Annotated in this window: 15 protein-coding genes and 2 pseudogenes; all 17 read right to left on the bottom strand. The window is 55.8% G+C overall.

Going from position 1 to position 13,908, the window contains the following annotated elements; genetic code table 11:
* Nucleotides 1–67: 67 nt before the first annotated feature.
* Nucleotides 68–460 carry a MerR family transcriptional regulator gene (locus tag BQ9893_RS00585; protein ID WP_075964271.1) on the bottom strand — a complete coding sequence of 131 codons (393 nt, stop codon included), beginning with the start codon at nucleotides 458–460 and terminating at the stop codon, nucleotides 68–70.
* A 17-nt stretch (nucleotides 461–477) separates the two neighbouring features.
* Nucleotides 478–1,710, bottom strand: coding sequence for a site-specific integrase (locus tag BQ9893_RS00590; protein ID WP_075964272.1), 1,233 nt, complete (start codon nucleotides 1,708–1,710; stop codon nucleotides 478–480).
* A gap of 375 nt (nucleotides 1,711–2,085) precedes the next feature.
* Complete coding sequence (locus BQ9893_RS00595) at nucleotides 2,086–2,553, bottom strand: hypothetical protein (RefSeq protein WP_075964273.1); 468 nt, start codon at nucleotides 2,551–2,553, stop codon at nucleotides 2,086–2,088.
* Between the two features lie 3 nt (nucleotides 2,554–2,556).
* The gene (locus BQ9893_RS00600) at nucleotides 2,557–3,021 is read right to left on the bottom strand and encodes a hypothetical protein (RefSeq protein WP_075964274.1); all 465 of its coding nucleotides are present in this window, start codon (nucleotides 3,019–3,021) and stop codon (nucleotides 2,557–2,559) included.
* 5 nt (nucleotides 3,022–3,026) lie between these two features.
* The gene (locus tag BQ9893_RS00605) at nucleotides 3,027–3,491 is read right to left on the bottom strand and encodes a hypothetical protein (RefSeq protein WP_075964275.1); all 465 of its coding nucleotides are present in this window, start codon (nucleotides 3,489–3,491) and stop codon (nucleotides 3,027–3,029) included.
* A 183-nt stretch (nucleotides 3,492–3,674) separates the two neighbouring features.
* Entirely contained in the window at nucleotides 3,675–3,998 is a 324-nt protein-coding gene (locus tag BQ9893_RS21850) for a hypothetical protein (RefSeq protein ID WP_199676325.1), read from the bottom strand.
* Nucleotides 3,988–4,482 (bottom strand): TraQ conjugal transfer family protein, encoded by a 495-nt coding sequence (locus BQ9893_RS00615; protein ID WP_075964276.1) that lies wholly within the window; start codon nucleotides 4,480–4,482, stop codon nucleotides 3,988–3,990. Before BQ9893_RS00615 ends, BQ9893_RS21850 begins: the two co-directional genes overlap by 11 nt.
* 20 nt (nucleotides 4,483–4,502) lie before the next feature.
* Nucleotides 4,503–5,090, bottom strand: a complete 588-nt coding sequence (locus BQ9893_RS00620; protein ID WP_075964277.1) for a conjugal transfer protein TraO — start codon at nucleotides 5,088–5,090, stop codon at nucleotides 4,503–4,505.
* Nucleotides 5,091–5,094: 4 nt separating this feature from the next.
* Nucleotides 5,095–5,988, bottom strand: coding sequence for a conjugative transposon protein TraN (traN, locus tag BQ9893_RS00625; protein WP_075964278.1), 894 nt, complete (start codon nucleotides 5,986–5,988; stop codon nucleotides 5,095–5,097).
* Between the two features lie 36 nt (nucleotides 5,989–6,024).
* Nucleotides 6,025–7,332, bottom strand: a complete 1,308-nt coding sequence (gene traM / locus BQ9893_RS00630) for a conjugative transposon protein TraM (RefSeq protein WP_244155014.1) — start codon at nucleotides 7,330–7,332, stop codon at nucleotides 6,025–6,027.
* The gene (locus BQ9893_RS00635; protein WP_244155015.1) at nucleotides 7,313–7,648 is read right to left on the bottom strand and encodes a hypothetical protein; all 336 of its coding nucleotides are present in this window, start codon (nucleotides 7,646–7,648) and stop codon (nucleotides 7,313–7,315) included. Before BQ9893_RS00635 ends, traM begins: the two co-directional genes overlap by 20 nt.
* A gap of 2 nt (nucleotides 7,649–7,650) precedes the next feature.
* Nucleotides 7,651–8,274, bottom strand: a complete 624-nt coding sequence (gene traK / locus BQ9893_RS00640) for a conjugative transposon protein TraK (RefSeq protein WP_075964279.1) — start codon at nucleotides 8,272–8,274, stop codon at nucleotides 7,651–7,653.
* A 37-nt stretch (nucleotides 8,275–8,311) separates the two neighbouring features.
* Nucleotides 8,312–9,331 (bottom strand): conjugative transposon protein TraJ, encoded by a 1,020-nt coding sequence (gene traJ, locus BQ9893_RS00645; RefSeq protein ID WP_075964280.1) that lies wholly within the window; start codon nucleotides 9,329–9,331, stop codon nucleotides 8,312–8,314.
* Between the two features lie 23 nt (nucleotides 9,332–9,354).
* Nucleotides 9,355–9,981 (bottom strand): DUF4141 domain-containing protein, encoded by a 627-nt coding sequence (locus tag BQ9893_RS00650; protein WP_075964281.1) that lies wholly within the window; start codon nucleotides 9,979–9,981, stop codon nucleotides 9,355–9,357.
* A gap of 30 nt (nucleotides 9,982–10,011) precedes the next feature.
* A pseudogene (locus BQ9893_RS00660) lies at nucleotides 10,012–12,513 on the bottom strand (TraG family conjugative transposon ATPase).
* Nucleotides 12,476–12,826, bottom strand: a complete 351-nt coding sequence (locus BQ9893_RS00665; protein WP_075964283.1) for a DUF4133 domain-containing protein — start codon at nucleotides 12,824–12,826, stop codon at nucleotides 12,476–12,478. The pseudogene BQ9893_RS00660 and the gene BQ9893_RS00665 overlap by 38 nt, the downstream one beginning before the upstream one ends.
* 12 nt (nucleotides 12,827–12,838) lie before the next feature.
* Nucleotides 12,839–13,090, bottom strand: a pseudogene (locus tag BQ9893_RS00670) (DUF4134 domain-containing protein); the annotation flags it as partial.
* Nucleotides 13,091–13,908 lie beyond the last annotated feature (818 nt).

A 13,908-nucleotide genomic window follows, 5' to 3' on the forward strand; every position in this document is an offset into this window, starting at 1 on the left:
GTGATAGGTTTGCATGCTGGTATGCTGGTACGTTTGTATGTTGGTATGTTGATATGTTGGTATATCATCATGCTTTCCAACGGCTGTTGGGCTTGCCGTCCGAAACAACCGATACGAATACCGTCGTTTTCTCTTTTCGCCCGTGTATAATCCTCTCTAATAATGCCCTGCGGACTTTCGCCGCCCCGAACGACTCGATACGGAAAGCGAGGGCGGCTATCGTTTCGAGGTTGTAAACCTCGATGTAACTTCTCTCCGGTAAGCGGATAAGGCGTTTTATGCCGTACTCTTTCAAAACTCCGCTTTTGCAGAGTGCCTTTATCCCTGCCCGAACCGTCGGGGCGATAACCCCGAACAGTTCGCAGATTTCCCGCACGGTCATGGCGGTTGCACCTATATCGCTCGGCAGGGAGATATTGCCCTGCCCGTCCATCGTGATAATGTTCCTTTCTTCTTTCATCGGGATTCTGTTTTTAATTAGATGGCTCGGCAGATATTCTTCTCCATATCCTCTAACTTGTGCGACAAGGTTTCCATGTCTTGGCTTATCTTCTGGGCGGTGATTTTGGCGTAAATTTGGGTGGTTTTTATGTTCGTGTGTCCCAAAAGGCGGCTCACCGTTTCGATGGGTACGCCGTGCGACAAAAGCACGGTCGTGGCGTTCGTGTGTCTTGCAACATGGTAGGTCAAACGCACCTTGAAACCGCATTGTCTGCCTATATCTTTGAGTATTTTGTTACAACTGCCGTTGCTCGGAACGGGGAAAACATGACCGTCCCGAGCCAGTCCCTTGTATTTCTCTATGATACGCTTGGGAACGTCCAAAAGACGGATGTTCGATTCGGTGTTGGTCTTCTTTCTTCGGGTGATTATCCACAGGTTGCCGTCGAAGAATGTTTGCAGGCGGTCGGCGGTGAGGTTCTTCACGTCGGAATACGCCAAACCCGTGAAAACAGAAAAGACGAACAAGTCCCGTACAAGTTCATGGGTGGCGTTCTTCATCGGTGCGTCCATAAGCGTCTGTATCTCCGTTTGGGTGAGGTAGCCCCTATCCACGCTTTCGGGAGAGTTGATATATCCGGCAAAGGGATTAAAGGGCAAACGCCCGTCGTTTCTCGCTATCGAAACGATGTGTTTCAACACAATCATGTAGCCCCACACGGTATTGGTGCGGCATTTCTTCTCCGTGCGCAGAAAGTACTCGAAGTCGTTGATGAACGTGAGGTTGAGTTCCTTTAACGGAATATCCTCACGCTTGTAGGTATGGGGCAGAAACTCCCGAATATGGTTGCAGACCGTCCGATAACGGGTAAATGTCCCTTGCGCCCTGCTGTGCCCGACCTTTTTGGCGAACTCGGCGTTGTGCTGTTCGAACAGCTTCAGCAAGGTTTCCTGCTTGACGCCGATACCGAGATAGGCATCTTTGAGCTTGGCGGCAGTAACATAACCGTCCGTCTGCATCAGTTCTTGGTAGCGGCGGTTTACCTCCACACGGATTTTATCTACCGCAAGGTTGATTCTCTGCGCTTCGATGCTCTTGCCCGAAGCACGGCTGTTCTTCACGTCCCACAACCGTGGGGAAACGTCCAGCTTGCAACTGAACTGTTTAATCTCGCCGTCCACCGTGATACGGCACATCAAAGGCAGGTTGCCGTTCGGCTTCTCGCTGCCTTTCTTCACGTAAAATAATACCTTGAATGTACTACGCATAACTCACTCCTTTTTTGGGTTACAAAATTAGTTATTAGTGAGTTACTGACAGCTATGTAAAACAACGCAAAACGCAGAAACAGAACCTTTTAGCAAGAAATCTGCACCCGTTACGGGAGTAACGAGGTGGTAACTGAACTTCTGCACCGTTTGGCTTCGAAGTGGTATTTCGTTGGCTCTGCCCCATAGAAAAACAAAGCGTAACGAACGCTCTATCAGCTAATTCGCTACGCTTTGCCCAAATTTACTTTTTCGTTATGTGTTTATTTTACAAAGTAAAGCGGCCATCCTGACCTTTCATAATGATACAACTCTCATTATCCATAACTTAACTTTATTTTTCTTTATTCCCGTACTCATCCGGGAACGGGAAGGCTATAGTTTTGGCCCCCTCCGGTTTTCCTTTTCCCTGAGTGTCCGGGTATCCCGCCGCGTCTCCTGCTGCCGTAGCGTGTCGGCAAGTATCCGGATGAAATGCCCGTAATCCTCCACGAGCTGCTGGACGCATTCGAGCCGCAGCGTGTGCGCCATGTTCGCCATCGGGCTTGTACTGCGGGCGGCGATGTCCTGCCTGAGCAACGTGTCCAGGCAGACATTCTGCCTCTTTTTCAGATACTCCAACACTTTTTCCGGACTGCCCGATTCCCTTGCCTTCTTTCTCAAGTCCCTGAAACATTTGTACAGGTAATACTCCTTGTACGCCTCTTCCGCGTGTGACTCGAAAAAGGAGAGGTAATCCTCACCGGCTTTTGCCGCCTTGTTCTGGATCTTTTCGTCCAGGAGTTCCATTTTCTCATTCAGCCGGTCCATAAACCGGACCATGCCTGGGTTCTGTCTTTCCATACCTTATCGTTTTAATCCGTTCGTCCTATGTTTTACGGGTTGTCTGTTTTCCTTTTTCATGTCCTCTTCCGGCTGTCCGAGGGAAAGGATACGCGAGAACTCCATGCAATCTTTCAGCACCTGCCGCGAGCATTCCAGCGACAGCGCGCGGCAGGTGTCCGCCATCGGGTGGGTGCCGCTTCCCGCCGGCGTTCCGCCCGTCAGCCTTTCCCTGTGGTACATGGCGATATCCCCGAAATACCTCTTCAGATCCTCCACGTCATCCGTCCTGCTGACTTTATTACGTAACAGGCGGTAATGCCCGCGCAGTAGCTCCCCCTTGTACAGGTACGCGGCTTTCCACTCAAAGAAACGGCAGTAGTCCGTAGAGGCGGACTCCAACCCCTCGCGCATGACATTCTCGACGGCTGCGATCTTGTTGTCCAGCAATTTCCGTAGTTTGCGGACGCTCCAGTTTTCCTGCCTCATATACGTTACATCTTTAATCCGTCCGGCCTCTTTCTTTCAGGGGCCTTCTTCGTTCTTATCTCCTTCTGGGGAGCCTTCATGGACAGAAGCCGTTCGAAGCCAGCATAATCCTTGACCAGTCCCTGCATACATTCCAGCCGGTAGGTATGTGCCAGATTGAAAATATCGTCCGTGCTACGCCTGCGGATACTCCCGCTGACCAGCTCCTTCAGGCATTCCTCCCGTTTATGCTGTATATATCCATGCACCTCCCCGGGAGCTTCCGCCACCCTGATTACCTGCCGGAGTTCCCCGTATTGCTTTACCATGAAATGGGACTTGAACAGCTCCTCCCCGTTCCACGCAAAATGATAAAGATAATCCCGGTCCAGTTTATCCCGGTTCTCCTTTATATTTTTTTCCTCGTTCCGTATCCGCATGTCCAGATACTCGGCAAGCTGCTCCATGCCGTATTTTTCCTGTTCCGTCATATTCTATAATACTTTTTTTTCCACTGTCACGATCGTATCATTATGCCACCCGCCGTGGGCGACCAATAGAATCTCTATGATTTCAAAACCGTATTTCTTGCCTATTCCACCAGAGTTCCATCCGCAGGTGATTACAATGCCTCCTTTTTTTACAATTCGGCCGATGGCCTCTTTCTGCCTGCTTCAGTATGAAGCCTGGGTGGTTTGCATATTGACCGTGATCCCTAACGCTTTATAACATTCCGCAACTTGCCGTGGAGAATAAGGAGGATCATATAGAACCGTATCCACACTATCCGGTTTAAATAAATTCAGGAAATCCGTGGCATCCATATGAAAATCAGTATCATACTGGGGATCAATATCATTCGTTACGTTCGCAAGCCTGTTCCCGGCCGCAAACGGATCTATGGTATAGCCGTTCGCGTATTTTTGAATGAGTTCCCGAATAGGCTTGATACTGAATGTACGACTGTTGGGCATTTGCCAAACTCTCCTAATCAACATATGGTTCCTTATTTTTAACGATGTCGGTCATATCTTTATCCTCGATGGAGAACGGGATGTCCAGTGTCCGTTCCACGCCGAAGTTGTCCACCGCCACGAAGCGGATCCCGGGATTGTCCCCACCCGTGTTCCGGTAAAAGAGGGTGAATACCTGACGGAGGATGTCCGTCGTGTCCAGCCCCGCGATGCCGGAGAGGTCCGTCAGCTCGCGGTTCACCAGTCTGGTTCCGTCCGCGGCGAACACCTCGCCGTCACCCTCCAGCTGTATGTATCCGACGCGGTAACGGGCCTCGCGGTAATCCCCCTCGCGGTTAAGCGTCAGACGGATCTCCACCGTCTCGTCGGGCGCGATGCCTTCCTGCAGGTACCAGGAAGAGAGCGAGAAGTCGTATGCCTGCCGCACCTCCAGACGGTCGTCGCAGCCGGCAAGGGTGCACGCCAGCAGGGCCAGCGCGCATCCCATGATGAATGTTCCTAATTTCATTGTTTCCAGTTCTTAAAAGATTAATCGATGATATATTTCAGCCCGACGGCCACTACCGTATGGAAGTGCCCTACGGACGAGCCGAAGAAGACACGCTGCCGGACATTGAAAAGAAAAGCCCAGCGGTCCGTAAGGTACGCCTCCATCTCGAATGCCGGGGCGAAACCGTAGATGAAGGCACCCTTGTGCAGCAGGGTCGCCCCGTCATAAAGGAGCCTGCCGTTCCGGTTTACCCTCTCATAACCGGCCAGCGCGGACAGGCCGGCGGACAGGAACACGTTCCTGCCCCTGTCCGAGAGGAACGGGAAGAGACAGCCCGCCTCCGCGGTGAACTGCTCCTTGGGAACCGCTATTTTCTTATAGGCGTAATGCTTCTTCACATAATCCGCCCCGAATACCCAGCGCGAGCGGTTGCGGTTGTAACGGCTCAGGGCCATCCCGATTTGGAAATTCCCCCTCAGGTGCCTTACGTTCCTTCCGAAGTCATCCACGCCGCCCAGCCTCAGTTCAAGCCCCGTCTGCCCGGGCAGGTAGCGTTGGGCGGAAACCTTGCCCGCCAAAGAGGACAGGAAGGCGCACATCATTATTATAAACAGATATTTCCTCATAGAATTACTCCTTTATCAGTTCGTCCACCAGTCCGGCGTCCACCAGGTCACTGTTCTCGATATGGAACCGCTGGTGGCGTCCGCCGCCTTTTTCGTAAATCTCCACCTCGATGAGCTTGTCATCGGGGATGACCACCTTGTGGAAAGCATAGACGATGCGTCCTTTCCCCTTGCCCTCTATGCGCCTCAGCTCGTTGAGCGCGCGCACCGGCTCGATGTAGGTCTCCTGCTGTGCCGTTCGCTTGGCCACTTTCTTGTCCACCACCTTGAAGCGCACGAAGTCAATGTCGAAGGGCACATGCGAGGAGTTGGCCAATGAGATGTGGAGGAACAGCAGGTCCTTATGCACATAGATGCCCTTGAGCAGGGCCTGCATCCCGAACTGGTGGCAACCGATATGCTTCACGTCCCTGCGGTCCAGACGGTGTACGGTGTACATCAGGCTGGCGATGACCGAAGGGTCCTCCTCGCCGAGCTCGGTCACACGGACGGCGCTTCCCTCAGTGGAGGATTCTGTCGGAAACCGGCTGTCCATATTGATGTTCAACGCTTCCGGCTCCTCCTCGTAGGAGACGAGGAACGAATAGAACGATCCGTCGCCCGTGATGACCGAGAAGTTCGTCTCGCCGGGGAAATCCCGGACGGCCGCCTTTACGCGCACCACGTTCTCCACGCCGTCCGCCTTGCCCGCGATGATGTCCGTGCTGCCCAGGTCGACATAGCGGACCTCCGAGGGGAAAAGGATATGAACCGTCTTGCTGAAGGGCACGCCGATCCTGTAGGGCGTGATGTGCTGGCCGGCGGTCAGGATCCTGACTCCGCCCTCCGGCTTGCGCTCCTGCGCCCGGCAGGTCATCCCCGCCAGCGCAGCCATGATTAAAAGAATGAATGTTCTCATCTTGAATGATTGCTTAAAAATTACAGTTAAACCTTGTTATTGCTTTTTTGTGACCAGTAACACCTTGTACCCGGCCTTCAGCTTTACCTTGACCGCCTTGACCCGCTGCGAGATGAACCGTGTCCCGCCTTGCAGGACACCCCGCGTGAGGTCCATCGCCACCTGCTGCCCGGCGGAACCGGCGAAGGAGATGCTGCCTCCCATGCTCTGGCTCACGTCCCCCAATACTTCCTTGGCGGCCGTCCGGCTTTCCGATCCCGGCACGAAGATGCCCCGCTGCCCGTCAATGTCATATGTGGCCAGTTCTACCGGGATGATATTCCCGGCATATTCGATGCTGCTTACCAGGATGTCCAGACGTTCCCCCCGGATGTCGGCCGTACCGGTCACCAGGCTGTTGGCCGGCACAGTGACACTTCCGGCCTGCAGGGGCTCGAGCAGGCGCAGCTTCACCCGTCCTCCCTGCTCGAGGGTCTGATTCTCGGAGATGCAGGCCGGGATGGTGTTCATCCCCATCCGGTAGCTGCTGCCCACCGCCGTGTTGAAACCGTAGTTCCTCTCCACGGCCAGTGAGGCGACAAACGCGGAATCCGTCAGCGGCTGCTCCAGGGCGGAGGTCGTTCCGCTCTCCGCCCGGCTGACGGGGACAGGCTCCGGCTTTTCTTCCTCCTTCGCCTCGCCGGGCGAGCCTTCCGGGTTGGGGGTCAGGTACCTGGCGGCCATCCGGTAGGACTGTTCCATCATCCGCTCGCGGGATTCCGCTCGCCGGTTTTCCGCTTCTGCCTCTTCCAGCCGGCGGTTCAGCTCATCCACCTTCTGTTCCAGGCCGCCGGCCGTTTCCTGCGGTGTCTCGTAGAAACTTTCCAGCTGCTCCGTGATCTTCTCGTAAGTGTCCGCCGACTGCCGTATGCTGCCGTTTGGAGCGGTGACGCTGTCCGTTTGCCCCTTACCTTCCAACAACCTTCCGGCAAGGTCGGAGAGCGACTGCATCCGTCTGTCTTTCTCACGCCGGACCTGCTGTCTTTCATAAACGTCCGTTTTATTCCCTTCCAGTTGGACCGCTGCCGGGTCCGGTACGTTCACGTTGAATCCGGAACCGCCCGCCACCGTTTCCCCGTTGTCACCGGAAGGGGCGAATATCCAGTAGAGGACAGCCAGGAATACCAGCACGAAGACCGGTATGACGATGTATTTCCTGCGGCGCAGGATTTCCTCCCCGCTAAGCCGCTTTTCCGGTTTTGTCCCTTTGGAGGGGATATCCCCGGCTTCCGCCGGCCGTGTGCCTTCCGGGGCTTCCCCGGCGGGCACGTGTCCTTCTTCCATGTTACTCTTCCTGTTTTCCATTCTGCTGGGGTTGTTTAATGGTCCGGTAAATACTTGTTACTTGTCCTTTCAGGGGATCGGGCAGCCTGCGCAGGGTATCCGTGAGGCTGCCTTCCCCGAAGGGAAGCTCCATGCGCTCCCTTGCCGGTGTCAGCCGGCCGGCGGCGCGCAGCAGGACGATACCCGATGCGATGCAGGTGAAGGCCAGCATCGCCACGAGGATGCCCCGTCTCTGTTTCTCGGAAAGGCCGTCCAAATATGCCTTCAGCCTTTCCCTTGCCGTTGATTTTATATCCATTTTCCAGATATTATTGAATGATTGATTACTGCGGGACACCGTTACCTTTCCACGGTACGCAGGTCCCTGTTTTCCAGAATCTCGAAATGCTCCGCAAGGAACCCTTGCGGGTTGTTGTCCGAGCGGACCGTGCTCTGCAGGCGGCAGCGTGTCACCAGGGAGCGTTCGGTGATGTTGCTCCCCCGGATGATCATCTGCCGGGCATAGGTGGTGACGCGGTAGGGATAGCTGTCGAAATCGCAGCTCATGCTGTCCACCACCACCGTCTGGTTGACGTTCCCGCTGATGAGCCGGTTGTAGAAACCTTTCTCGTTCCAGTCCCGGTAATACCCGTACAGGCTCTTGTCGGCCAGGTACATCGCCCGGTTTATATTCGACTCGATGGCCGCCTTGTCGGGGGCCAGCGTGAAGAACAGCTCGTGCAGGCGGCGCACGTGCTCCCTCGCTTCCACCGGGCGGTTGCGCGCGGCGTCCTGCGAGAGGGCCATGATGAGCGACTTTCCCTCGTCCAGCACGTAGATCTTCTCCCGCTGCTCCTCGGCGAACCGGTAGGACTTCCAGACGGAGAAAACGGTCAGGAGGGTGCAGGCGGCAAGGAACACGAGGCTGAACAGGCGGATCTGCCTGAACGAGGACTCGATGTTTTTTAAGCTCTTGAATTCCATGTCTTGAAATGAATGAATGTTATTACCCGGTTCGTCCTTACTTCTTCAGCAGCACTCCGGCCACGTTGCCCGTGGATGCCCCGGCTACGGCCCCGCCCACGTTGGCGGCCTTGCTTGCCGTGTTGTTCATGTTCCGGTTGTACGCCCCCATGCCGCCGGCCTGTACCACCCAGTTCGCCACGGTAGGGACACAGAAGTATCCCACCAGCCCGATGAGCATGAACACCAGATAGATGGCCGTCGATCCGTCCGGGGAGAAGACGCTCAGGGGATCCTGTATCATTTCCATCTCGCTTTGCAGCACCAGCGTCTGTATCTTGGCGAGCATCACCCCGAGCAGGTCGGAGATGGGCAGCCAGAGGTATACGCTGATATAACGGGCCAGCCACTGCACGAGCGTGCCCTGGAAACCGTCGAAGACCGAGATCGCGAAGGCTATAGGCCCCAGCACGGAGAGGACGATAAGAAAGAAGGTACGGATCGTGTCCACCACCAGCGAGGCGGCGCGGAAAAGGAACTCCATCACCTTGCGCATGATGGTCTGCACGATGCTTTGCAGGGAGAAGGAGTAACAGGTGTGGGACATCCGCTGCATCACCGCGTAGTCCTCCCCGTTCCAGCCCATGTCGGCGATCTCCTTCTCCAGCTCCTCGTCCGTGGGGTTGAACTCCCCGGTCACGGCCACCTTCAGGGGCATCTCGGAAAGCAGCCTGTCCTTTTCCTCCTGGAACTTCCTCACGTCGAAGGTCTGGTCGTGGAGCATGGCACCCGTTCCCTGCACGACGGGGCTCAGGATACCGTTCAGGCTTCCCAGTACTATCACGTCGAAGAACAGGATGCAGATGCCCAGGCAGAAGGGGCGCAGCATGCCGAACACGTCCACCGGTTCGGCACGCGAGAGGGACTGCCACACGCGGTAGGCTATGTAGAAGAGCGCGCCCAGGGCGGCGATGGCCGTGGCCAGCGTCATCATCGGCTGGCAGAGTTCGGTCATCTCGTCATACAGCCGGCGCAGGATACCGTGCAGGCTGTCGAAAGATAGGGATAGTAATACCATATAGTCTGTATCTTTTTAAAGGTTTACCAATAGCGTTCGTTCTCCCCGTAAAGTTTCAGGACCTGCTCGGTCTCGCCCTTCTCCCTGGCCCGCAGGTAGGAGACGCGCAGGTTCTTTCGGGTATAGTAGTTCACCAGCGTCCTGTAATGCCTCATCTCGCGGTACACCCTTTCTATGAGGTCCAGCCGTTCCTTGTCGGTCATGGACATGCCGGTGGGGTTGATGATGTCCTTCAGCCCGGCCACGGACGCGCTGCTTTTCTTCATGATGTTGTTGTAGCCGAAGGCGATGGCCTCCAGCTCCCGCTGCGTGTAGTTCCCGTCGGTGAGCATCTTCCCGTAGTTCGTCACATAGCTCTCCGAGATTTCCGAGAGCATCAGCACGGACTCCTTGACCTTCAGGCTCCCGCTCACCAGCGAGTTCACGCTCTTGAGCATGTCGTAGTATTTCCGGCTTTGCTCATAGATCTTCGAGGCCTCCTTGAAGGTGGACATGGCGTTCTGCGCCGTCTCGGAGGTCTCCACCATCTCGTTGACGCTGTTCACGATGCCCTGCGCCAGATTGCCCGGGTCGGTCACCACCCATTGCGCGTGCATGGCCGGTACGGTAAGTAAAAAGGCGCACAATGCGCTGAAAATTTTTCGTCTCATTGAATCGTTCTTTTAAATGTTTTACAAAGATTATTTCCTGCCGCTGTTCTTTTCGGCGGCCAGTACCCGTATGGCCTGTTCCATGCTGCCGGTCTTTGCCGCCATCCGTTCCACTTCCAGCTTCTCGCCCTCCTCCGTCGTGTAGGTAAGGTACTCGGCTGTGGAGGTCTCCGTGGCATAGACAGCCGACTGCACGCCTCCCAGTCCTATTCATACCTCCTTGTACCGGCGTGAGGGGTCGTTGGCACGGTTGATGGAGAGGATCTGCGAGCATTCCTTGTCGGTCAGCCCCAAAAGGGTCTGTATCCGTTCGAACTTGTTAAGGTACTTCCTCTGGTCCAGCAGGATCTTACAGTCCGAGTTGTTGATGATGGCCTCCTTCACGATCGGGGACGAGATGATGTCGTCCACCTCCTGCGTCACCACCACCGCCTCACCGAAATACTTCCTGACCGTCTTGAAAAGGTACAAGACATAGGCACTCATATTGGCCGACATCAGGGCTTTCCAACATTCTTCGATCAGTATCATCTTCCGGATGCCTTTCAGGCGGCGCATCTTGGAAATGAACGTCTCCATGATGATGAGCGTCACCACCGGAAGCAGCACCTTGTTCGATGATATGTTGTCCAGCTCGAAGACGATGAACCGCTTGTGGGTCAGGTCGATCTCCTTGTCCGAGTTCAGGAGGAAGTCATAGTCCCCTCCCTTGTAGAACGGCTCCAGCACGTTCAGGAACCCGTCGATGTCGAAGTCCTTCTCGCGCACCCTCTTTTTCTCCATCATCCGGCGGTAGTCGTCACGGACAAACTCGTAGAACCCGTTGAAGTCCGGCCGGAGTTCCGGGTTGTCCGTAATCCTGCGGATATAGGCGTTCACTGCGCCGGAGAGGGCGACCTCCTCGGAGCGTTTCGGCACCTCGTCCTCCCGCTTCCAAAGCGTCAGGATCAGCGTCTTGATGCTCTCCCTCTTTTCCACGTCAAACTGCCGGTCCTCGCTGTAGAAGGGATTGAAGGTGATCGGGCGGTCCTCCTCATATGTTATGTAGATCCCGTCCTCCCCGCGGGTGCGCTCATGGATGAGCCGGCACAGCCCCTTGTAGCTGTTTCCCGTATCCACCAGCAGGATGTGTGCACCCTGCTCGTAATAGTTGCGCACGAGATGGTTGGTAAAGAAGGACTTGCCGCTGCCCGAAGGCCCCAGAATAAATTTGTTGCGGTTTGTCGTGATGCCCCGTCTCATCGGTTCGTCCGAGATATCCAGATGGATGGGCCTGCCACTGAGCCGGTCCGCCATCTTGATGCCGAAGGGCGAGAGGGAGGAGGCGTAGTTCGTCTCCCCGATGAAGAGGCAGGCCGCCTGTTCGATGAACGTATGGAAAGACTCCTCGGCGGGAAAATCGCCCTCCCCGCCGGGGATACCCGCCCAGTAAAGGGTCGGCGCGTCCACGGTATTGTGCCGGGGCTTGCAGCCCATCTGTGCCAGGGCCGAGCCGGTGTCGTTCCGGATGTTCCTCAGCCTCTCCCTGTCCTCCGACCAGGCCATGACGTTGCAATGGCAACGCACGGGGACCAGCCCGAAGGAATGCGCCTCGTTCAGGTACTCCTCCGTCCACTGCCGGTTGATCTCGTTGGCGCGGCTGTAGCGCGAGAGGGAGCGCATATTCCTGGCCGCTTTCTCAAAATTCCGGAGGGTCTCTGCCGGATCATCTATGAACACGTACAGGTTGCAGATATGGTTATGGGGCAGCATCAGCCCCACGGGGGCGGCAAAGGAGAGGCGGCAGTCGCTGCGGTCGGTGGAATACTTCTCGAACCGCCCGTCCGTCCGCACCGCGGCGGGCAAGTCATCCGCGTCGGAAAGCGTATGCACCGAGAGCCGTTTGTCGCCGACGCGCATTTCCGCGCCCCCGAGCCGGATGTCCTCCAGCGTGGTGGTGTCCTCCTGCGAGAGGGAGAAGTATTTCTCCACCAGGCCGGCCTCCTTTCCCTTTCCGGTGATCTCCTCCGTCGTGAGCCGTTCCAGACGGACCAGCCCGGAGTCGCGGATGATGCGCTCGAACTGCTCCACGGCTTCCAGGAAGCGGAGGACGCCGTCCTTGTCGCGGACCTCCCTGGGGAGGATATGCCCCCTGCAGAGGACGGAGAAGTTGCTCTGCTGCCGCATGCGCCCCTTCGTGGTACGGGTGATGAACAGGTACGAGAAGTGGTTCAGGAAGGGCCGCTCGTTGAAATGGAGCTCGAAGCTGCGGTCAAGGAATCCCAGCTCCTCCCTGTCGGTGCGTGCCCTGTAGCCCTCCTCAAGGAACCAGTCCTGACGGTGGACGATGGTATGGCAGGGCAATACCCTAATGGCCTTCCCTCATGCGCCGTGCATGGCCTCGTAATCGTCGGAGGTGAGGGTGAAGATCTCCGGCAGGCGGACCTTGAAGCCGACGGTCACGTCCGCGTCCTTGGAGAGGATGCACCCGTCCTCGACGGCGAGAAGGGGAAACTTACTTTCCAGGGTGGACGCTTTGAGTATGTTTCGCATATTTTCTTCGTTTAAAAAGTGAGGTGATACGTTTTCTGTTGATGATGTAGTAGGGACGGTAACCTGCCGCCGCCAGCTTCATCAGCCCGTGGGGGCCGTATTTCCTGTTCAGGCGGAACACGCCCAGGGTGATTCCCGTGGCCGATACGACGCAGAGAGCGATGCAGAACCAGCGGTTCACGCCCGCCATGTAGAGGATGACGAACACGAGGAAGACGGCGAGCAGGCCGCCGGCAAAGAGGTAGAGGTACTGCGCCTTCAGGCCGCAGAACTCCACGTCCTGCCCGACGCCCTTGTTCAGCTTGTATTCCATATGGCATGGGGGTTACAGGAAGAACGACCTCAGCACCGTGGCCGCCACGATCAGGAACACGCAGGCCCCGAACCAGCTTCCGGCGGTCTTGCCCGTATCCGGATCGCCCGACGAGAACTTGGAATACACGCGGATGGCCCCGATCAGCCCGCAGAGCGCGCCGGCCGCATAAATCAGTTTCACGGCGGGGTCAAAATAGCTGTTCACCATCTGCGTGGCCTGTACCAGCCCGGCGGACCCGTCACCGGCGGCGAACGCGGGGGCTGCTCATGTGGCCAGTCATGCCAGCAGGAAGGCTGTTCTGGCCGGTATGCGCCCGATAAGGGATACCAATACGTCCGTCACTTTGCCCATAGGGGAGAATCGTAAAAATGAATGGGTTCTTGAATGTCTCATTGTTCTTATACCAATTTATAATAAATGTTTGTCAGACTTTCTTTTTTGACAGGCCGCGGGCATCCGGCCCGCGGCTTGTCCTTGCAACCACATGTTTACTGCCGGCATCAACCGGAATCATAATAACCGTACATCGTTACCTCCTTGTGTTAATTGTTTGCTACTCGTGTCGCTCTCTCTTCGGGACGGGATGTTCGCAAGGATCATCCCGAGTCATGATACACTTTCATACCTATATATTATGTCGGATTTCCTTTTTTACGGTCTGCGGACCCGGATGCCCGCGGACCGTTCTTGTAACCGCATGTTTACTGCCGGCATCAGCTGGAATCATGATAACCGTACATCGTTACCTCCTTCTTTAATTGTTTGCTACTCGTATCGCTCTCTCTTCGGGACGGGATGTCCGTAAGGATCATCCCGAGTCATGATATTCTTTCATGCCTGTATTCTATTATGTCAAATTTTTCTTTTAACGGGCTGCGGATCCGGATATCCGCGGACCGTTCTTGTAACCGTATGTTTACTGTCGGCATCAGCCGGAATCATGATAACTGTACATCGTTGCCTCCTTCTTTAATTGTTTGCTACTCGTGTTGCTCTCTTCAGGACGGGATGTCCGCCGGATCATCCCGAATCGTAATATCCGGTCATCGTTACCTCCTTCTTTAAAATTGGACCGTGCC

Origin of the sequence: Parabacteroides massiliensis (genome assembly GCF_900155425.1) — a bacterium.
Taxonomy (GTDB): domain Bacteria; phylum Bacteroidota; class Bacteroidia; order Bacteroidales; family Tannerellaceae; genus Parabacteroides; species Parabacteroides massiliensis.

Bases quoted from the DNA above. Each gene is read 5' to 3' on its own strand.
- BQ9893_RS00585 (WP_075964271.1), bottom strand. From the start codon at position 460: ATGAAAGAAGAAAGGAACATTATCACGATGGACGGGCAGGGCAATATC.
- BQ9893_RS00590 (WP_075964272.1), bottom strand. From the start codon at position 1,710: ATGCGTAGTACATTCAAGGTATTATTTTACGTGAAGAAAGGCAGCGAG.
- BQ9893_RS00595 (WP_075964273.1), bottom strand. From the start codon at position 2,553: ATGGAAAGACAGAACCCAGGCATGGTCCGGTTTATGGACCGGCTGAAT.
- BQ9893_RS00600 (WP_075964274.1), bottom strand. From the start codon at position 3,021: ATGAGGCAGGAAAACTGGAGCGTCCGCAAACTACGGAAATTGCTGGAC.
- BQ9893_RS00605 (WP_075964275.1), bottom strand. From the start codon at position 3,491: ATGACGGAACAGGAAAAATACGGCATGGAGCAGCTTGCCGAGTATCTG.
- BQ9893_RS21850 (WP_199676325.1), bottom strand. From the start codon at position 3,998: ATGTTGATTAGGAGAGTTTGGCAAATGCCCAACAGTCGTACATTCAGT.
- BQ9893_RS00615 (WP_075964276.1), bottom strand. From the start codon at position 4,482: ATGAAATTAGGAACATTCATCATGGGATGCGCGCTGGCCCTGCTGGCG.
- BQ9893_RS00620 (WP_075964277.1), bottom strand. From the start codon at position 5,090: ATGAGGAAATATCTGTTTATAATAATGATGTGCGCCTTCCTGTCCTCT.
- traN (WP_075964278.1), bottom strand. From the start codon at position 5,988: ATGAGAACATTCATTCTTTTAATCATGGCTGCGCTGGCGGGGATGACC.
- traM (WP_244155014.1), bottom strand. From the start codon at position 7,332: ATGGAAAACAGGAAGAGTAACATGGAAGAAGGACACGTGCCCGCCGGG.
- traK (WP_075964279.1), bottom strand. From the start codon at position 8,274: ATGGAATTCAAGAGCTTAAAAAACATCGAGTCCTCGTTCAGGCAGATC.
- traJ (WP_075964280.1), bottom strand. From the start codon at position 9,331: ATGGTATTACTATCCCTATCTTTCGACAGCCTGCACGGTATCCTGCGC.
- BQ9893_RS00650 (WP_075964281.1), bottom strand. From the start codon at position 9,981: ATGAGACGAAAAATTTTCAGCGCATTGTGCGCCTTTTTACTTACCGTA.
- BQ9893_RS00665 (WP_075964283.1), bottom strand. From the start codon at position 12,826: ATGGAATACAAGCTGAACAAGGGCGTCGGGCAGGACGTGGAGTTCTGC.